15 protein-coding genes are annotated in these 18,486 nt (G+C 69.1%); 10 read left to right on the top strand and 5 right to left on the bottom strand.

The genetic code is table 11. From position 1 onward, the window contains the following. Positions 1 to 166 precede the first annotated feature (166 nt). A complete protein-coding gene (locus tag B043_RS0109920; protein ID WP_026234222.1) occupies positions 167 to 1,594 on the bottom strand; it encodes a CoA-acylating methylmalonate-semialdehyde dehydrogenase in 1,428 nt (475 codons plus the stop codon). A 65-nt stretch (positions 1,595 to 1,659) separates the two neighbouring features. On the opposite strand from B043_RS0109920, the gene B043_RS0109915 reads away from it, so the two are divergent. The 10 genes from B043_RS0109915 (at position 1,660) to B043_RS0109865 (ending at position 11,500) form a co-directional block, all read left to right on the top strand. Then, positions 1,660 to 2,442, top strand: a complete 783-nt coding sequence (locus B043_RS0109915; protein ID WP_018461883.1) for an SDR family NAD(P)-dependent oxidoreductase — start codon at positions 1,660 to 1,662, stop codon at positions 2,440 to 2,442. Positions 2,443 to 2,447: 5 nt separating this feature from the next. Then, positions 2,448 to 3,605 (top strand): M20 family metallopeptidase, encoded by a 1,158-nt coding sequence (locus tag B043_RS0109905; protein WP_018461882.1) that lies wholly within the window; start codon positions 2,448 to 2,450, stop codon positions 3,603 to 3,605. 30 nt (positions 3,606 to 3,635) lie between these two features. After that, positions 3,636 to 5,120: an ABC transporter substrate-binding protein gene (locus B043_RS0109900; RefSeq protein WP_018461881.1), complete on the top strand. Its 1,485-nt coding sequence runs from the start codon at positions 3,636 to 3,638 to the stop codon at positions 5,118 to 5,120. Continuing rightward, positions 5,120 to 6,055 (top strand): ABC transporter permease, encoded by a 936-nt coding sequence (locus B043_RS0109895; RefSeq protein WP_018461880.1) that lies wholly within the window; start codon positions 5,120 to 5,122, stop codon positions 6,053 to 6,055. Before B043_RS0109900 ends, B043_RS0109895 begins: the two co-directional genes overlap by 1 nt. Then, the gene (locus B043_RS0109890) at positions 6,048 to 6,851 is read left to right on the top strand and encodes an ABC transporter permease (protein ID WP_018461879.1); all 804 of its coding nucleotides are present in this window, start codon (positions 6,048 to 6,050) and stop codon (positions 6,849 to 6,851) included. The genes B043_RS0109895 and B043_RS0109890 overlap by 8 nt, the downstream gene beginning before the upstream one ends. Before the next feature lie 65 nt (positions 6,852 to 6,916). Then, the gene (locus B043_RS0109885; RefSeq protein WP_018461878.1) at positions 6,917 to 8,107 is read left to right on the top strand and encodes an ATP-binding protein; all 1,191 of its coding nucleotides are present in this window, start codon (positions 6,917 to 6,919) and stop codon (positions 8,105 to 8,107) included. A gap of 63 nt (positions 8,108 to 8,170) precedes the next feature. Next, on the top strand, positions 8,171 to 8,980 hold the full coding sequence (locus B043_RS0109880) for a cyclase family protein (RefSeq protein ID WP_018461877.1): 810 nt from the start codon (positions 8,171 to 8,173) through the stop codon (positions 8,978 to 8,980). Then, a complete protein-coding gene (locus B043_RS0109875; protein WP_018461876.1) occupies positions 8,981 to 9,754 on the top strand; it encodes an ABC transporter ATP-binding protein in 774 nt (257 codons plus the stop codon). After that, positions 9,741 to 10,514: an ABC transporter permease gene (locus B043_RS0109870; RefSeq protein WP_015065412.1), complete on the top strand. Its 774-nt coding sequence runs from the start codon at positions 9,741 to 9,743 to the stop codon at positions 10,512 to 10,514. The genes B043_RS0109875 and B043_RS0109870 overlap by 14 nt, the downstream gene beginning before the upstream one ends. Then, on the top strand, positions 10,511 to 11,500 hold the full coding sequence (locus B043_RS0109865; RefSeq protein ID WP_015065411.1) for an ABC transporter substrate-binding protein: 990 nt from the start codon (positions 10,511 to 10,513) through the stop codon (positions 11,498 to 11,500). Before B043_RS0109870 ends, B043_RS0109865 begins: the two co-directional genes overlap by 4 nt. Positions 11,501 to 11,512: 12 nt before the next feature. On the opposite strand, the gene B043_RS13400 is transcribed toward B043_RS0109865, so the two are convergent. From B043_RS13400 to B043_RS0109845, 4 genes are all read right to left on the bottom strand, one after another. Further along, the gene (locus B043_RS13400; protein ID WP_018461874.1) at positions 11,513 to 14,800 is read right to left on the bottom strand and encodes an efflux RND transporter permease subunit; all 3,288 of its coding nucleotides are present in this window, start codon (positions 14,798 to 14,800) and stop codon (positions 11,513 to 11,515) included. Next, positions 14,801 to 16,105 carry an efflux RND transporter periplasmic adaptor subunit gene (locus B043_RS0109855; RefSeq protein WP_015065409.1) on the bottom strand — a complete coding sequence of 435 codons (1,305 nt, stop codon included), beginning with the start codon at positions 16,103 to 16,105 and terminating at the stop codon, positions 14,801 to 14,803. A gap of 12 nt (positions 16,106 to 16,117) precedes the next feature. Next, positions 16,118 to 17,089, bottom strand: coding sequence for a TolC family protein (locus tag B043_RS0109850; RefSeq protein WP_081593799.1), 972 nt, complete (start codon positions 17,087 to 17,089; stop codon positions 16,118 to 16,120). A 62-nt stretch (positions 17,090 to 17,151) separates the two neighbouring features. After that, entirely contained in the window at positions 17,152 to 18,273 is a 1,122-nt protein-coding gene (locus tag B043_RS0109845; RefSeq protein ID WP_476687175.1) for a TolC family protein, read from the bottom strand. Positions 18,274 to 18,486 lie beyond the last annotated feature (213 nt).

Genomic DNA, 18,486 nt, shown 5'->3' with positions numbered 1-18,486 from the left:
TTAGGCACGTGCATATGATAGTACATCCGCCGACCGCTATGCTATGTGCTCCTGCGGAGCGCGTGGGGGAGTCCATGTATCCCCGGTTTGAAAACCGGGGGATTATAGCTCCCCCACACCCCCCCTTTTCTCTAAGGGACACGTGAACGCTTCCGCAAGGGGACCCTCACCACCGCTCCACCGCCACCTTCCTGCGGGTGTAGAAGAGGAAGGCGTCCGGCCCGTGGGGGTGCAGGTCCCCAAAGAAGCTCGCCCGCCACCCCGAGAAGGGGTAGAAGGCGAAGGGCTGGGCCACCCCCACGTTCACCCCCACCATCCCCGCCTCCACCCCCTCCCGGAAGGCCCGGGCCGCCCGGCCCGAGGCGGTGAAGATGCAGGCCATGTTCCCGTAGGGCACCGCGTTGGCCATGCGGATGGCCTCCTCCACGTCCCCCGCGTAGGCCACCCCCAGCACCGGCCCAAAGATCTCCTCCCGCCCCACCGCCATCCCCGACGATACCCCCGCCATGACCGTGGGCCCCAGGAAAAACCCCGGCCGCCCCATCTCCTTCCGCCCGTCCAGGACCAGCTCCGCCCCCTCCGCCAGGCCCCGCTCGATGTACCCCACCACCCGCGCCCGGTGCTCCGCCCGGATGAGGGGGCCCACCTGCACCCCCTCCTCCCATCCCGGGCCTACCTTGAGCCCGGAAGCGGCCTCCACCACCCGCTCCAAAAGCCTAGGCCCCGCCTCCCCCACCCCCACGGCCACGCTCCCCGCCAGGCACCGCTCCCCCGCGTTGCCGAAGGCGGAGTTCAGGATGGCCGGCACCGCCAGCTCCAGGTCCGCATCCGGCATCACCACCAGGAAGTTCTTGGCCCCACCCGCCGCGGACACCCGCTTCCCCCCCTGGGCCGCCAGGGCGTAGATCCGCCGGGCCACGGGCTCCGAACCCACGAACTGCACCGCCCGCACCCCCGGGTGGGCCACCAGGGCCTCCGCCGTCTCCTTGCCCCCGTGGACCAGGTTCAGCACCCCCTCGGGGAAGCCCGCCTCCAGGAAGAGCTCCGCCAGCCGCACCGCCCCCAAGGGGGTCCTCTCCGAGGGCTTCAGCACAAAGGTGTTCCCCGCCACCACCGCGATGGGGATCATCCACAGGGGGATCATCACCGGGAAGTTGAAGGGGGGGATCCCCGCCACCACCCCCAAGGGGTAGTGGAAGAGGTTCTGGTCCACCCCGCCCGTGACCTCCCGCAGGGTCCGGCCCTGGAGGAGGGTGGGGGCCGAGAGGGCGAAGTCCACCACCTCGATCCCCCGCCGCACCTCCCCCCGGGCCTCCTCCAGGGTCTTCCCGTGGTGCAGGGTCACCAGCCGGGCCAGCTCCTCAAAGTGCTCCTCCAAAAGGGCCTTGAAACGGAACATGAGCCGCACCCGCTCCAGGAGGGGGGTCCGGCTCCACACCGGGAAGGCCCGCTCCGCCGCCCGCACCGCCCGGTCCACCGCCTCCGGCCCCGAGAGGGGCACCTCCTCCAACACCTCCCCCGTGGCCGGGTTGTACACCGGTAGGGCCGGGCCCGAAACCGCCTCCCACTGGCCGCCGATGAGGTTTTTAAGCATGGGGTCCTCCAGGTTCAAGGCTACACCTTCCCGCAAGGGAAAGGAGAGGCTAAGCTGGAGGAAACATGACCAACTACCGCGAGCTCATGGACCTGACGGGGCAGGTGGCCCTGGTGGTGGGGGCGGCCTCGGGGATCGGCCGGGCCTCCGCGGAGGCCCTGGCGGCCTTCGGGGCCCAGGTGGTGCTGGCGGACCGGGACGAGCGGGGCCTCCAAGAGGCCCTGAAGGGGGTGCCCGGGGGGGAGGCCCACCCCGTGGACCTCACCGAAAGGGGGGCGGCGGAGGGGCTGGTGGAGCGGGTCCTAAAGGGCCACGGCCGGCTGGACACCCTGGTCTCCACCCCGGCCATCAACGTGCGCAAGCCCCTTCTGGACTACACGGACGAGGAGGTGGACCGGGTGGTGGACCTGAACCTCAAGTCCACCCTGCGCCTCCTAAGGGCCGGGGGGCGGGCCATGCGGGCCCAGGGGTCGGGCAGCCTCATCGCCCTGGCCTCCATCCGGGCCCTGGTGGTGGAGCCGGGGCAGGGGGTGTACGCGGCCACCAAGGCGGGGATCCTCCAGCTCATCCGCGCCCTGGCGGCGGAGCTTGGGCCCCATGGGGTGCGGGCCAACGCCATCGCCCCCGGGCCCATCGAAACCCCCCTCACCGCCCCCATCAAGGCCCACCCCGAGTGGTACCGGGCCTACGCGGAGAAGACCGCCTTGGGCCGCTGGGGCCGGCCCGAGGAGGTGGCCATGGCCGTGGTCTTCCTGGCCTCGAGGGCCTCGAGCTACATCACGGGCACCCTCTTCCTGGTGGACGGGGGGTGGACGGCCATCGACGGCCGCTTCACCCCGCCCCTCTAGGCGCCATGGAAAAGGCCCTGCGCGCGGCCGAAGCGGTGGAGGAGAAGGAGGTGGTGGGCCTCCTCCAGGCCTTGGTGCGGATCCCCAGCCACTACCCGGGGCCCGGGGAGGCGGGGGTGGCCGCCTTCCTGGCGGAATACCTAAGGGGGCGGGGGCTTAGGCCCTTCCTCCAGGAGGCGGCCCCGGGGCGGCCCAACCTGGTGGCCGACCTGGGGGAGGGGGAAGGGGGGCTCATCCTGGAGGGGCACACGGACGTGGTGACCCCGGGGGACGAGGCCCGCTGGACCCACCCCCCTTACGGGGCGGTGGTGGAAGGGGGGCGGCTTTACGGCCGGGGGGCCTGCGACATGAAGGGGGGCCTCGCGGCCCTGGTGGGGGCCCTGTTGGCGGTGAAGCGGGCCCTTGGGCCCCTAAAGCGCCCCTTGCGCCTGGCCGCCCTGGCGGACGAGGAGGGGATGATGCTGGGGGTGAAGGCCTTCCTACGGGCGGGCCTCGCCCAGGGCTTCCGGGGGGCAGTGGTGGCCGAGCCCGAGGAGATGGAGGTCTGCCTCTGGCAGAAGGGGGCCCTGCGCCTCCGCCTCCTCTTCCCCGGACGGATGGCCCACGGGGCCATGCCCTACGCGGGGGAGAACCCCATCCCCAAGGCGGCCCGGTTCGTGCTGGAACTGAAGGCCCTGGAGGAGAGGCTCCAAAGGGCCTTCCCCCACCCCTTCCTGGGCCCCCCCTACCTCACCCCCACCCGCTTCCTAGCCAGCGCCGGCGAGGGCCAGCTCAACGTCCTCCCCGACCGGGCGGAGGTGGCCCTGGACGTGCGCACCGTGCCGGGGGTGGACCACGCGGGCCTGGTGGCGGAGATCGGGGCCCTGGCGGGGGTGGGGGTGGAGGTCCTGGAGGACCGCCCCCCCGTGGAGACCCCCCGGGAGGACCCCCTGGTCCAGGCGGCGGAGGAGGCCCTAAGGCTCCTGGGCCTCCCCGTGCGCCACGGGGGGGTGCCGGGGGCCACGGACGGCACCTTCCTCCGGGCCTGGGGGGGTCTGCCCGTGGTGGTCATGGGCCCCGGGCGGAAGACCCTACCCCACCAGGTGGACGAGTGGGTGGAGGTGGAGGAGGTGGTGCGGGCGGCCCGGGTGTACGCCGCCCTGGCGGTGCTTTACCTGGAGTAGGCGCATGGTAGCGTGGAGAGGAGGGAACCTATGAGAAAGGCTTGGATGGCCCTCTTGGCCTGGACGCTGGCCTTGGCCCTGGCCCAGACCCGGGGCGGGGAGCTTAGGGTGGCGGTGCTGGCCGAACCCCCGGTGCTGGACCCCTCGGCCTCCACCAGCCAGGAGATCCCCCGCATGCTCTACGACAACGTCCTCCAGGGGCTGGTGAAGCTGAACGAGAAGGGGGAGATCGTCCCCGCCCTGGCGGAAAGGTGGGAGGGGAGCCCCTCGAGCCTCACCTGGACCTTCCACCTGAGAAAGGGGGTGCGCTTCCACAACGGGGCCCCCTTCACCGCGGAGGACGTCCTCTTCAAGTTCAACCGGGCCCGGGACCCCAGATCCGGCCACACCCACCCCGAGTACTACCGGGACATCCAGAGCGTGGAGGCCAAGGACCCCTACACCGTGGTCTTCCGCCTGCGCCAGCCGGACCAGGACTTCCTCTTCAACCTGGCCCGGCCGGACTCCGTCATCGGGCCCAAGGGGCGGGTGGAGGAGCAGAAGACCCAGCCCATCGGCACCGGGCCCTTCCGCTTCGTGGCCTGGGAGCGGGGGGTGGGGGTGCGGCTGGAGCGGTTTGAGGGCTACTACGAGCCCGGCCTCCCCTACCTGGACCGGGTCTTCTTCCGCTTCCTCCCCGACCCCAACGCCCAGATCGCGGCCCTAAGGGCAGGGGACATCCACGTGATCGGCCTGGGGGTGAGCCCGGAGGCGGCCCTCACCCTGGGGCGGGACCCCGCCTTCAAGGTGGTGAGCGGGACCACCACCACGGAGATCACCGTGGGGATGAACAACGCCCGCCCCCCCTTCAACGACCCCCGGGTGCGCCGGGCCATCCAGCACGCGGTGGACAAGAAGGAGCTCATCCAGGGGGTGATGCTGGGCTTCGGCACCCCCATCGGGAGCCACCGCTCCCCCGGCGAGCGGTGCTACGAGGACCTCTCGGGCCTCTACCCCTACGACCCCGCCCGGGCCCGGGCCCTCCTAGAGGCGGCGGGCTACGGCCCGGGCAACCCTCTGCGCTTCACCTTCACCCTGGCCGCCCCCTACCCCTACGAGCGCCGCCTGGGGGAGGCCATCGCCGCTAAGCTCGCGGGGATCGGGATCCAGGCCCGGCTGGAGGTGGTGGAGTGGGCCACCTGGCTCTCCCGGGTCTTCCGGGGGGCGGACTACCAGATGACCATCATCGGTCACTCGGAGCCCCACGACATCGGGGTCTACGCCAACCCGGGCTACTACTTCCGCTACGACTCCCCCCGGTTCCGGGAGCTCTACGCCCAGTACCTGCGCACCCCAGACCCCAACCGGGCCTGCGAGCTCATGAAGGCCATGCAACGCCTCCTGGCCGAGGACGCGGTGAACCTCTGGGTGATGAACGCCCCCTACATCGCGGCCATGCGCCGGGAGGTCATGGGCTGGTGGCAGAACCAGCCCACCCCCAGCCTCAACGTGACCCGGGTGTACCTGGCCCGTTGATGGCCGCCTACGCCCTGCGCCGCCTCCTCCTGGCCCTCGGCACCCTGTGGCTTGCGGGGAGCCTCGTGTTCCTCACCCTCCTCCTCCTCCCCGGGGACCCCGTCCAGGCCATCCTGGGCCTCGAGGCGAGCCCCGAAGCCCGGGCCGCCCTGGAGCGGGCCCTGGGGCTGGACCGGCCGCCCCTCCCCCGCTACCTGGACTGGCTCTGGGGGCTTCTCCGGCTGGACCTGGGGGAGTCCATCCGCTACGGCAAGCCGGTGGGGGAGCTTCTTGAGGAGAGGCTTCCCCTCACCCTGGCCCTGGTGGGGCTGGGCCTTTCGGGGGCCCTCCTCCTGGCCCTGCCCCTGGCCCTCCTCGCCCTCCGCTCTCCCCCCTTGGACCTCCTCCTAAGCGGCCTCATGGCCTTCCTCCAGTCCCTGCCTACCTTCTTCCTGGGGGTGGTCCTCCTCTACGCCTTCGCCGTCCACCTCCCCCTCCTCCCCGCAAGCGGCTTCCCGGGGTGGGAACGGCCCCTGGAGGCCCTCCGCCACCTCCTCCTCCCCGCCCTCACCCTGGCCCTGGCCCGGGCGGCCATCCTCTTCCGCATGGCCCGGGGGAGCCTCCTGGAGGTCCTCTCCCAGGACTACATCCGCACCGCCCGGGCCAAGGGGGTGCCCGAGGGGCGGGTCCTCCTCAAGCACGCCCTCAAGCCCGCAAGCCTCCCCCTGGTCACCCTCCTGGGCCTGGAGGGGGGGTTCCTCCTCACGGGGGCGGTGGTGGTGGAGGCGGTCTTCGCCCTGCCGGGCCTGGGGAGCCTGGCCCTCACCGCCCTCGAGGCCCGGGACTACCCCCTCCTCCAGGGCCTGGTGGTGGCCATGGCGGCCCTCATCGTCCTCTTCAACCTGGCGGTGGACCTCCTCTACGGCCTCCTGGACCCCCGGATCGAGTATGCGTAGCCCAAGCCTCCTCCTAGGAAGCCTCCTCTCGGGCCTCTTCCTCCTCCTGGCCCTGGCCTCCCTCCTCTACCCCGTGGACCCCAACGCCCCGGACTTCCTCCGCCGCCTGAGCCCCCCCTCCCTCGAGCACCCCCTGGGCACCGACCCCTTGGGCCGGGACCTCCTGGCCCGCCTCCTCCACGGGGCCAAAAACGCCCTCCTGGTGGGGGGGGTTTCCGTGAGCCTCGGGGCCGGCCTGGGGGTGGCCCTGGGCCTCCTCGCGGGGTACCTGGGCCGGGGCTGGGACGGGGCCCTAAGCCTCCTCACCGAGGCCCTCTACGCCCTCCCCGGGCTCCTCCTGGCCCTCCTCCTCGCGGCCCTCCTGGGCCCCGGGGCCCTGAGCAGCACCCTGGCCATCGGGCTCGCCCTGGTGCCCGCCTTCTTCCGGGTGGCCCGGGCGGGGGCCCTGGCCCTGAGATCGGCCCCCTTCGTGGAGGCGGCCCTGGCCCTGGGGGCCCCCTGGGGCCGGGTCCTCCTCCGCCACCTCCTCCCCAACCTCCTGGGGCCCCTTTTGGTCCAGGTGAGCCTGGCCTTCGCCGCGGCCCTCCTCAGCGAGGCCGCCCTCTCCTACCTGGGCCTTGGGGTCCAGCCCCCCCACCCGAGCCTGGGGCGGATGCTCCGGGAGGCCCAAAGCTTCCTCCCCCTCTCCCCCTACCCGGCCCTGGTGCCGGGGCTGGCCCTCTCCCTGGGGGTCCTGGGCTTCAACCTCCTGGGGGATGGGCTCCGGGACCGGCTGGACCCCAGGACCTGGCGGTAGGCCATCCGGAGCAGGTCTACCCCGCTCCTTGTTTTTACTAGCTTGGTCTAGTAAAAATACTAAACGTGCCGTCCTCCCTTCCCCCCTACACCCGCCCCCAGGCGGGAACCCTCCTCCAGCGCCTCCGGGAACCGAGGCGCTTCCTACAGGCCCTTTTCGGCCCCCGGCAGGCGGGTAAGACCACCCTGGTGCGGCAGGTGCTGGAGCGCCTGGGCCTCCCCCACCACTACGCCAGCGCGGACCAACCGGGCCTGGTGGGGCCCGGCTGGGTGGAGGTCCAGTGGGCCCGGGCCCGGGGGCTTCTGGGGCAGGGGCTGGGGGAGGCCCTCCTAGTCCTGGACGAGATCCACAAAGCTCCGGACTGGGCCGAAGCGGTAAAGCGCCTCTGGGACGAGGACACCCTGAAAGGCCACCCCCTCAAGGTGGTCCTCCTGACCTCCGCCCCCCTCCTCCTGCAGAAGGGGCTTTCCGAAAGCCTGGCGGGCCGCCTTGAGACCCTCCCCATCCCCCACTGGAGCTTCGGGGAGATGGCCACGGCCTTCGGCTACACCCTGGAGGACTACCTCTTCTTCGGAGGCTACCCGGGGGCCGCCCCGCTTAGGGGGGAGCCCGACCGGTTCAGGCGCTACATCCGGGACAGCCTGGTGGAAGCGGCCCTGGCCCGGGACATCCTGCTCCTAAGCCGTATAGAAAAGCCGGCCCTTCTCCGCCGCCTCTTCCACCTGGCCTGCCACCACGCGGGGCAGGTCCTCTCCTACACCAAGATGCTGGGCCAGCTCCAGGAGCGGGGGAACACCGTGACCCTGGCCCACTACCTGGACCTCCTGGAGGGGGCCGGGCTGGCCGCCGGCCTGGAGAAGTACGCCGCCCAGGCGGTGCGACGGCGGGCCTCGAGCCCCAAGCTCCTCATCCCCAACCCCGCCCTCCTCACTGCCCTCCGGGGCCTGGAACCCGAGGACTTAGGCGACCCCGCGCTACGGGGGCGGCTTTTGGAGAACGCCGTGGGGGCCCACCTCTGGAACGAGGCCTTCCAAAAGGGGTTTGAGGTCTTCTACTGGCGGGAGCGGAACCTGGAGGTGGACTTCGTGGTGCGGAAAGGGCGGCGCCTGTTGGCCCTGGAGGTCAAAAGCGGGCGCCCCCGGGAGGCCTTCTCTGGCCTCGAGGCCTTCCGCAAGGCCTTCGGGGCGGAGGTCCTGGTGGTGGGCACGGGGGGGATTCCCTTTGAAGAGTTCCTAGCGAGGCCCCTGGAGCTTTAACACCCGTGGGGCTTGCCCGCCCGGGAAGGGGTGTGGTAACCTCCTCCTCCAAAGGAGGCCAAGATGTGCGCCCCCTTGGTGATGGATGCGGTGAACCGCGCCCTTTCCCGGCGGGCCTTCCTGGGCGCGGGGCTGGGGCTTTTGGCGGCCCCCGCCCTGGCCCAGGCGGAGGTCCCCGGCAAGGCCTTCCGCCGGGTGGTGGACCTCACCCACGAGCTCTCCCCCGAGATCCCCCTCTTCCCAGGGGCCGAGCCCATGCGCATCACCACCCTGGTCACCGTGCGCCAGAACGGCTACTACGGCAACCGGCTGGACCTTTGGGAGCACTCCGGCACTCACATGGACGCCCCCGCCCACTTCGCGGAAGGGGGGCTCACCGCGGAACGGCTCCCGGTGGAGCGGCTCATCGCCCCCCTGGCGGTGGTCCACATCCACGAGAAGGCGGCCAAGGACCCCGACGCCCAGGTCACGGTGGACGACCTCCTGGCCTACGAACGGCAACACGGCCGCCTGCCCAAGGGGGCCTTCGTGGCCCTGCACTCCGGCTGGGAGGCCCGCTGGCGGGACCCCAAGGCCTTCCTGAACCAGGACGCCTCGGGCACCCTCCACTTCCCCGGCTTCTCCCCCGAGGCCGCGGCCTTCCTGGTGGAGGAGCGGGAGATCGTGGGGGTAGGGGTGGACACCCTCTCCCTGGACTATGGCCCCTCCAAGGACTTCAAGGCCCACCTCACCCTCCTGGGGGCGGGGAAGTACGGCCTGGAGAACCTGGCCAACCTGGCCCAGGTGCCCCCCGCGGGGGCCCTCATCCTGGTGGGGGGCCCCAAGCACCGGGGGGCCTCCGGGGGGCCGGTGCGGGCCCTGGCGGTGTGGTAGATGGCCTTCCTGGAGTTCCGCCAGGTGGCCGTGGCCTTCGGGGCCTACGTGGCCGTGGAGGGGGTGAGCCTGCGGGTCTCGGAGGGGGAGTTCGTGAGCCTGGTGGGGCCCACGGGGTGCGGGAAGAGCACCCTCCTCAACGTAGCCGCGGGCCTCCTCCCCCCCACCCGGGGGGAGGTCCTTCTGGAAGGGCGCCCCTTGAGGGGCCTGAACCCCAAGGCGGGCTACCTCTTCCAGCAGGACGCCATCCTGCCCTGGAAGACCGCCCTGGACAACGTGGCCCTGCCCCTCCTCTTCCGGGGGGTGCCCCTGAAGGAGGCCCGGGCCCGCGCCCGGGCTTGGCTCGCCAAGGTGGGCCTGGAGCGCTTTCCCGACCGCTACCCCCACCAGCTCTCGGGAGGGATGCGCAAGCGGGTGGGCCTGGCCCAGGTGCTCATCGCGGATCCCAAGCTCCTCCTCATGGACGAGCCCTTTTCCGCCCTGGACATCCAGACCCGGCAGCTCATGGAAAACGAGCTCCTCAGGCTCTGGCAGGAGGACCGCAAGACCGTGCTCTTCGTGACCCACGACCTGGAGGAGGCCATCGCCCTCTCCGACCGGGTGGTGGTCCTCGCCGCGGGGCCGGCCTCGAGGCCCATCGGGGACTTCCCCATCCCCCTGCCCCGGCCCCGGGACGTGGCGGAGATCCGGCTCACGCCCGAGTTCCTGAGGCTCCACCGGGAGATCTGGGACCTCCTGAGGGGGGAGGTGATGCGGGCCCATGCGGGGGCTTAGGGTCAGGGCCTGGCAGGCGGGCCTCCTCCTGGCCCTCCTCGCCCTCTGGGAGTGGGCCTCGAGGACCGGCCGCCTGGACCCCTTCTTCTTCTCCCAGCCCTCGGCCATCGCCGCCCGCGTCCACCGCTGGTTCAGCACGGGGGAGGTCTACCCCCACCTCTACGTGACCACCCTGGAGATGCTCCTGGCCTTCGCCATCGGCACCCTCCTGGGGGTGGTCTTCGGGCTCTGGCTGGCCCTGGCCCCCGGGGTGGCCGCGGTGCTGGACCCCTACGTGAAGGCCTTGAACGCCATCCCCCGGGTGGTCCTGGCCCCCATCTTCACCCTCTGGTTCGGCCTCGGGGTCCTCTCCAAGGTGGCCCTGGGGGTGACCCTGGTCTTCTTCGTGGCCTTCTTCAACACCTACCAGGGGGTGAAGGAGGTGAGCCCGGTGGTGCTCCAGAACGCCCGCCTCCTGGGGGCCACCCGCTTCCACCTCCTCCGCCACGTCTACCTGCCCTCGGCGGCCAGCTGGATCTTCAGCTCCTTAAGGACCTCCATCGGCTTCGCGGTCATCGGGGCGGTGGTGGGGGAGTACCTGGGCTCCGCCGCGGGCCTGGGCTACCTCATCGCCCAGGCGGAAGGGGTCTTTGACACCACCGGGGTCTTCGCGGGGATGGTGGTGCTCATGGCCTTCGTGCTGGTGCTGGACGCTCTGGTGGGCGCCCTGGAGCGGAGGCTCCTCGTCTGGCGCCCCCAGGGGGAAGGAGGGCAAAGGTGAAGCGCGCAGTCCTGGTGTTTTTGGCGGTGCTACTGGCCTTCGGGCTGGCCCAGAAGCGGGTGGTCCTGGGCGTGGGGGGGAAGACCGCGGTGGTCTACCTCCCCCTCACGGTGGTGGAGCGGCTGGGCTACTTCAAGGAGGAGGGCCTGGACGTGGTCATCCAGGACCTCCAGGCGGGCTCCCGGGCCCTCCAGGCCCTCATCGGGGGCAGCGTGGAGGTGGTCATGGGCTTCTACGACCACACCATCCAGATGCAAGCCCAGGGCCGGGACATCGTGGCCTTCGTCCAGGTGGGGCGCTACCCGGCCATCGTCCTGGGGGTGCGGAGCGACCTCGCGGACCAGATCCGCTCCGTGGCCGACCTCAAGGGGCGGCGGGTGGGGGTCACCGCCCCTGGGAGCTCCACCCACTTCTTCCTGAACTACCTCCTGGTGAAGAACGGGCTCAAGCCCACGGACGTGGCCGTGGTGGGGGTTTCCGTGGGGGCCCAGGCGGTGGCCGCGGTGCAGAACCGGCAGGTGGAGGCCATCTCCAACGTGGAGCCCGCCATCACCCTCCTGGAGGAGCGGGGCCTCATCAAGGTCCTGGCGGACACCCGCTCCACCCGGGGCACCCGAGAGGTCCTGGGCGGGGAGTACCCCGCGGCCGTGCTCTACACCACCCGGGCCTGGCTGGACCGCAACCCCGACACCGCCCAGCGCCTGGTGAACGCCATGGTGCGGGGCCTCCGCTGGATGCAGGGGAAGACCCCCGAGGAGATCGCCGCGGTCCTCCCCGAGGAGTACTTCCTGGGGGACCGGGCCCTTTACCTCAAGGTCCTCAGGAACTCCCTGGAGTCCTTCTCCCCCACGGGCCGCTTCAGCGACACCGCCCCCTTGCGCCCCCTCACCGTCCTCTCCGCCTTTGACCCCAACGTGCAGCGGGCCCGGATAGACCTCAAGCGCACCTACACCAACGCTTTTGTGGACCGAGTTCCGAAACAGTGAAAATCCCCTTAGCTAGGTGGCTTCCGCCTTAAAGGCCTCCCCCCCGACCCGGACGCGCTCGTAACGATAAAAGGCGGCGGGCACCACGAAAAAGGTAAGGAGAGCCGAGGTAAAAACCCCGCCTAGGATGACCAGGCCGAGGTTGCGCCCAAACTCAGCCCCTGCCCCATGCCCTAAAAGGAGGGGCAGGCCGATGACCAGGATGGTCAGCGTGGTCATAAGGATGGGCCGGAAGCGCAGGCGAGCCGCCTCCACCAACGCCTCTTCCAAAGGCATCCGGCCCAAACGATCCTGGACAAAGTCTAGATAGAGGATGGCGTTTTTGGCCGAGAGACCGATGAGGAGCAGGAAACCTAAAATGCCGAAGATGTCCAGGCTGGCCCCAGCCAAGTAAAGGAGGAGGAGGGCCCCAGCCAGGGCGAGGGGCACCGGCAGGAGCAGGTAGAGGGGATAGCGGAAGGTGTTGAACTGGGCGGCCATGACCAGGTAGGCCATGAAGAAGGCTAGGGCGAAGAGGCCAAGGCCCTGCCCCGAGAGCTCCCGGGCCAACCGGGCTTGACCAAAGGCCCCGGCCTCTGTGAGGGCCACCCGCTCGTCCAACACCCCAGCCGCCCGTAATCGCTCCTCCACGTGGGCCAAAAGGGCGGCCGCTGGGGGAGCGGAGGGCGCGGGGCTCAAGGAGAGCGTAGCCACATAGAGCCGGTTCTGGCGCTGGATGCTGCTGGGGACCTCCTCAGGTACCAGGTGGCCCAGCTGGCCAATGGCCAGGTTAGTCCCTAAACTGGGGCTATAAAGGGGCAGGCTGAGAAGGGCCTGGACGTCCCCTACATAGGTGGGGTCCACCCGTAGGCGGATAGGGTAGGTGAGGCCCTCGAGCTCCACCTGGCCCGCCTGCGTGCCCTGGAGGAAGGCCTGCAGGGTAGAGACCACTTGGTTAGGGGTAAGCCCGGTACCGGCTAAACGAGCCGCATCGGGAATGAAGTTGAGCTCCAACCGGTTCTGCCCCTGGATATCCACCCCTAGGAGGTAGGGGTCGTCTTGCAGGATGGCCACCGCCTGCTCCAGCCGTTCCTGGAGAAGCTCCTGACCTGCGGAGGCCAGGGCCACGTTGAGGCTACCCCCTCCCCCAGGGCCCCCCGGGCCTCCCCCACCGAAGAAGACCACCCGGGCCTCGGGGGTTTCCGCGTAGAGGGCGCGGGCTTGGGTCTGATAGCGGGCGAGGAGGGTAAAGGCATCTGGGCGCTCCCCAAAGGGCTTGAGCCCCAGGACCAGGTTGGCCTGCCCTTGATTCACGGTAAGCTGCACGGTCTCCACTTCCGGTTGGGCGAGGAAAAAGTTTTCCAGCCGGGCCACCAGTTCGTTGGTGCGGTTCAAGGAGGCTTCGCTGGAAAGCCTAAGCCCCGCCCTAAGGTATCCTGTGTCGTACCGAGGAACGAAGGAAAAAGGTATCCGTGGAAAAACCGCCAGGGCCACGATTAGAAAAAGGGCCAGAGAGAAAAGGAGAACCGAGCCGTTGTGGCGGAGGACCCAGGGAAGGCTTTGAGCGTAGGCCGCCCTGGTTTTCTCCAAAAGGGCCTCGGTGCGGAGGTGCAGGATTAGGGTGAGGGCCTCGAGGAAGGCCAGGAGGGTACGGACCAGGTACTCCCCTAGGGCTAGGAGGAAGGGGTAAAGGAGGAGAAGGGGCAGGTACATACCCCCCTGGCGCAAAAGGAAAAGAGCAAGGGCCAGGCCCCCCAGGAGGCCTAGGCCTCTCCGCCAGGCGGTAAGGCCAAAGCGCAGGGCACGGCCTAGGTCCAGAAACTCCCGCCAGGCAGAGGCCCAGGTCTTAGCGGGTGCATCGGGGGTGTAGGCCATACGCACGGTGAGGAAGAGAAGGGCCTCTAGCCAGCTCATGGCCACCGCTGCGGCTAACCCTAAGGCGAACTGCTGTACATAACGACCAGCGAAGCCCTCCACAAAGCTTACCGGGATCACCACGGAAAGCACGCTCAAAGAGGCAGCGGCCACAGCAGAAAAGACCTCGCTAGCTCCCTTCAGAACGGCTTCCATCTGGCCCAGGCCCTGAGCCCGGTAGCGTTCCACGTTCTCCGCTACCACGATGGAGTCGTCCACCACGATGCCGATGGCCACAATAAGAGCCAGAAGGGAGACCAGGTTGAAGGTGAAGCCCAGAAGACTATACAGGATGGGAGCTGCAGCCAAGGAAATAGGGATGGCCAGGATCACGGTAAAGGCGGTGTTGAGCCGCCCCAGGAAAAGAAGGACCACGGCGGCCACCACCCCCGCAGTGAGGAAGAGCTCCTTGTAGGTTCGTTCCACAGCGGCCCGGATAACCAGGGTGGTGTCGTTGGAAAAAACCACCTGGTAGCCCTCAGGCAGGCGCAGATCCTGAAGGAGCCGCCGAACCCCATCGGCCACCGCCAACGCGTTGCTCCCTGAAGCCTGCTGGAGGGAAACCAGTACCGCGGGCTGGCCGTTGACGCGCACGTAGCTTTCCACTTCGTTCCGTACCTGGACCTGGCCCAGATCTCCCACCCGAATGCCCCGCTGGGGATCTACCAGGATGGCCGCCACATCTTCGGCGCTTTTGGGCACCGTGCGGGTGGACAAGCTTAAGGTGGTGCCCGAACGGGTAAGGCTACCGATAGGGCTTTGGAGGGCAGCGCCCGCAACAGCCTGGCTCACCTGCTGGACGGAAAGGCCGAAAAAGGCCAACCGGCTCGGGTCTAGGAAGATATCCACCCCCTTTTCCGGTCCCCCCGTAAGGGCCACGTTAGCCACCCCGCTCACCTGCTCCAGAAGGGGCAGAAGCTGGTCCTCCGCGTAGCGGTAGACCTCTTCCAAAGGCTTGCCCGGGGCGTAGAGGCCGAACTCCAGAATGGGCTGGGCGTTGGGATCAAAGGTTTGAACCGTAGGGGTGCTAACCCCACTCGGCAGACCCCTTAGGGCCGCCACTTGGGCCGCCACCTGGCTGGCCGCCTGCCTTGGATCGGTGCCGGGACTGAAGGAGACCACCACTCGGCTCTGGCCCAAGCTACTGGTAGAACTCAGCTGGGCTATGCCCCCAAGGCGGGAAAGCGCATTCTCCAAGAGCTGGGTCACCTGCCGGTCTACCGTGGCCGGGCTCGCCCCTGGGTACTGGACGCTGACCACCACCGTAGGCACGTTCACCGAGGGCAAAAGGTCCACCCCCAGGCTCCGCGTGGCCAGGTACCCAAAGAGGAGGACCGCTGCAAAAAGCCCTAGGGCCAGAACATAGCGCTCCACAGAGAAGCGCACCAAAGGGTTTACACCCTTCACCTAGTCACCTCCCCTACGGGGCTGGGATCCGGGCTGCCCCGAGGTGGTGCGCACCCGGCTACCGTCTAGAAGGCCGGGCGGCGGGTTCAAAACCACTCGATCCCCTGGGGCCAGCGGCCCTTCCACCACAGCCAGGTCCCCGGACTGCGCCAAGACGGTCACCTGGCGTCGCCGAACCACCTCTCCTTCCACCTGGAAAACGTAGGCGGTGTTCCCCTCCACGCTGAGGGCTACCACGGGCAGGAGGAGCCCCTGGGCCAAGGTCAGGCGGTAACGGACCATACCTGTGGTCCCCAAGGGGAGGTTAGGTGCACCCTGGGCAAAGCGGGCCAAAAGGGTGACTTGGCCCCCGCTAGGGGCCTTGGGGTTCTGCTCCACCCGAAGGGTATAGGTCTGTCCTTCGGCCACGAAGGTCAGGTCAGACCCTGGGGAGAGGCTGGCCGCGTCGGCAGGGGGCAGGCTGAATTGGACTCGGCGTTCCTGTGCGGCAAGGGTAAAGGCCACTCCCCCCATCCCCAGGTACTCTCCCGGCGCCACGTTCACACCGGTCACCTCCCCGGTGAAGGGGGCCCGGATGGCGGCCAAGCCCAGGTTCCGCTCCGCTTGGGCCACCTGGACGCGGGCGGCTTCCACCTGCAGGCGGAGCTGGGCCAAGGTCTCCTTCCCTGCGCGCTCGTTCTGGGCCAAGGCAGCCTGGGCAGCTTCCAAGTTGGCCTGGGCCTGGGCCAAGGTGGCCTGGGCGTTTTCCAGCTCCACCCTCGAGGCGCCTCCCAGCTCAAAGGTGCGCCGTGTGGCCTCGTAGGTGCTTTGGGCCACCCGGTAGGCCGCCTGGGCTGCCCGAAGCTGGCTTTCCAACCGGGCTCGGGCCTCGGCTATCGCCCGGGTCTGGCTCTGCAAGGCGATCTCCGCCTGAGCCAAGGCGGCGCGGGCGCTGGCTAGGGCCAGCTCAAGGGGGGTCCGATCCAGCAGAACCACCGTCTCCCCCTGAACCACCTGGCTGCCTGCGGGTTTGAGAACCTGGGCCACAACCCCTCCCACCTGCGCCGAGACCCGGCTGGTGGTGGCCACCACCACCCCAGGAGCCTGGCGCTCAGCTGTAAGGGGGCCCCGTTCCACCTGGACCAGCTCCACCGTCATCGCCGTTCCCAGGCCCGGGCGGGCCTGGCGGCCCGAGGCGCCGGAAGGAGCACCGGCACCAGGGGTGGTGGGGGCTTCCTGCACCCTACTCTCCTTGGGGGCCAGGCTCCAGCCCGCGAGGGCCCCGAGGAGAAGGGCGAGGAGCAAAAGGGCGATCTGCCGCACCATACGTCACCTCCGCTACTGGGGCAGAAGCCCAGTAAGGTCCTGCCCCGCTGCCAGGGAGAGGGCCACCAGGGCTCTTAGGTAGCTGTTTTTAGCCTGAAGGAGGGCGTAGGCCGCGGTCATAACCGAGACCTGGTCCGCTTGAAGCTGGAGAGCGGAGACCGTGCCCGCCCTGAAGGCGGCCTGGTCCTGCTCCAGAACTTTCTGGGCGTTTTGGAGGCTCGCCTGGGCCAAGGCGATAGCTCCATAGGCTGCCCGGGCAGCCTCATAGGCGTTCCGTAGGCTGGTGAGGGCGTTTTTCTGGGCCAGATCCAGTGCTTTCCGATCGTTTTCCAAGGCCAGCTGGGCCGTCCTCAGGGTTAGCGCCGGCGTGTAATCGTTGTCGTAAAGCTTCACCTGGAGTTCATCGTATTCCACCGCCTGCCGGGCCTGGAGGAGAGAAGGGATCCGGTCAGCCAAGCCCACCTCCAGGTCCTCGAGGGGCGCCGTCAGGGAAGGTGGCTCCGGTGGGGCCGCTAGAACCACGGGGCCCAGATCGGAAAGCCCTAGCTGGACAGCCAACTGCCCAGCCAGGATGGGCCTTTGTCCTTGAAGGGTGGCCAAAGTCTGGCGAGCGCTGTCCAAGCTGGCCTGGGCCCGGGCCACGTCCAAGGGGGTGGCGTTGCCCACGGCCTGCCGGGCCTTGGCCACCTGGAGGTTGCGCTCGGCCAAGGCCACCTGGGCCTCTTGGAGCTTGAGGTTTTCTTGGTTCTCGTAGAGGGCCAGATAGGTGTTCACCACCCCCTGCAGGACCTGAAGCCGGGCGTAGGCTAGGTTGGCCTGGGCTAGGGCGTAGGCTTGCCGGGCCCGGGTCAGGTCCAGGATAAGGGTGGTGGGATCCGCCTCCCTAGCCCGTAGCTGCAATTCAGCGTTTTGCAGGGCCACCTGGGCCGCCTGCAGACCCGGTCCCGTCTCTAAGGCTTGTCGCAGGGCATCGGCCAGGGTCATGGAAGCCGGTTGGGCCAAAGAGGGGGAAAGGAGCAACGGGAAAACCACTTTCCAAAAATTTCTCACTGTTCCACCTCCAGCTGGCCTTGGGCCCGTTGTAGGGCCAGCCAGGCCAGATAGGCGCTTACCCGAGCGCTTTCCACGGCGTAGGCCGCTCGTAGGCGGGCCAGTTGGGCCTGGGCCAGTTCCAGGGGGGAGATGAGGCCCGCCTGCAGGCGGAGACGGGCTTCCTCCTCCCCCTGCACCGCCGCTCGGTGTGCAGCCTGGGCGGCCTCGAGCTGGTCCAACGCTGCCCGGTAGGCGGCCAAACGCCCCCTTAGGGTGGCTTCTGCAGAAAAGCGAGCCTGATCCAAAGCGGCCAGAGCCCCCTCTAAAGCCGCCTTGGCCGCGGCCACCTGGGCTTCCCCGCCAGGGTCCACCAGGGGCAGGGCCAGGCTTAGGCTAGCCTGGAAGCGTCCGCTTCCTCCCGCACCCGGAGCGTAGGTACCGCTTACGCTCAGGGTACCGGTGGCTAGGTTAAGGTTCAACCCCAAACTAGAGGCCCCTGTGCCCTGGCCGTAGGCCAAGATCAGGCTCCCCTGGGGGAGGAAACGGCTCCGCTCAGCGTAGGTCAAGCTGGCTTGAGCGTCCTCCAGGGTGTTTTGGGCTCGGGCCACCTCGGGCAGGCTGGAAAGCCCACGGAGGGCCGTTTCCAGATCGGGTACAGAGGGCAGGGTCTCCGGAGGAGGGGTGGCGGGGTCCAGACCTACCGGGCGTCCCAGCAGGGCATAAAGGGCCGCCAGACTTGCCACCCGATCCGCCTCGGCTTGAGCCAAAGCCGCCTCCGCCGCCTTAAGGTCGGCCTCCGCTTGGAGGAGGCCCGAAGGGGCAAGCTGTCCTTGGGCCCGTCGGGCCTGGGCCGCCCGGTAGGCGCTTTGGGCTACCTCCAGAGCCTTCTGGGCCACCTCCAGGTTTTTCCCCGCCAGGTAAGCCGCGTAGTAGCGTTGGGCCAGGGTGAGAACCAGATCCATCTTCCCGGCCCTCAGGCTGAGCTCTGCCCGCTCTAGGGCTTTCCTAGCAGCCCTAAGGGCCTCGCTAGCAGGGCTATAGGGAAGAACCCCTAGGCTCAGGCTGGCCTGAAGGGTTGCCTGGCCCGTCCCCTCTGTGTAGGCATAGCCCCCACCCCCCAAGACCTGGAAACCCACCGCCGCCAGGGCTTTGGCGTAAGCAACCTCGGCTGAGCGGTACTGGGCCTCCAAGGCCTGGGCCTCAGGACTAGTCCAAAGAACATTGAGGGCTTCCTGCCAGGTAAGGCCCTGGGCTGAGGTGGAAGAGAAGGTCCAAAGGATAAAAGCCAGGAGTACTGGGTACCTCAAAACCCGCATCCCCAGCACCCCCTGCCCAAGGAGAAGAAGGGG

Origin of the sequence: Thermus oshimai DSM 12092, from assembly GCF_000373145.1 — a bacterium.
Taxonomy (GTDB): Bacteria; Deinococcota; Deinococci; order Deinococcales; family Thermaceae; genus Thermus; species Thermus oshimai.
Note: the sequence above shows the minus strand (reverse complement) of the source record. Positions and strands in the feature narration are given on the sequence as shown.

Coding starts and splice junctions, on each gene's coding strand:
- B043_RS0109920 (WP_026234222.1), bottom strand. CDS start 1,594: ATGCTTAAAAACCTCATCGGCGGCCAGTGGGAGGCGGTTTCGGGCCCG.
- B043_RS0109915 (WP_018461883.1), top strand. CDS start 1,660: ATGACCAACTACCGCGAGCTCATGGACCTGACGGGGCAGGTGGCCCTG.
- B043_RS0109905 (WP_018461882.1), top strand. CDS start 2,448: ATGGAAAAGGCCCTGCGCGCGGCCGAAGCGGTGGAGGAGAAGGAGGTG.
- B043_RS0109900 (WP_018461881.1), top strand. CDS start 3,636: ATGAGAAAGGCTTGGATGGCCCTCTTGGCCTGGACGCTGGCCTTGGCC.
- B043_RS0109895 (WP_018461880.1), top strand. CDS start 5,120: ATGGCCGCCTACGCCCTGCGCCGCCTCCTCCTGGCCCTCGGCACCCTG.
- B043_RS0109890 (WP_018461879.1), top strand. CDS start 6,048: ATGCGTAGCCCAAGCCTCCTCCTAGGAAGCCTCCTCTCGGGCCTCTTC.
- B043_RS0109880 (WP_018461877.1), top strand. CDS start 8,171: ATGTGCGCCCCCTTGGTGATGGATGCGGTGAACCGCGCCCTTTCCCGG.
- B043_RS0109875 (WP_018461876.1), top strand. CDS start 8,981: ATGGCCTTCCTGGAGTTCCGCCAGGTGGCCGTGGCCTTCGGGGCCTAC.
- B043_RS0109870 (WP_015065412.1), top strand. CDS start 9,741: ATGCGGGGGCTTAGGGTCAGGGCCTGGCAGGCGGGCCTCCTCCTGGCC.
- B043_RS0109855 (WP_015065409.1), bottom strand. CDS start 16,105: ATGGTGCGGCAGATCGCCCTTTTGCTCCTCGCCCTTCTCCTCGGGGCC.
- B043_RS0109850 (WP_081593799.1), bottom strand. CDS start 17,089: ATGACCCTGGCCGATGCCCTGCGACAAGCCTTAGAGACGGGACCGGGT.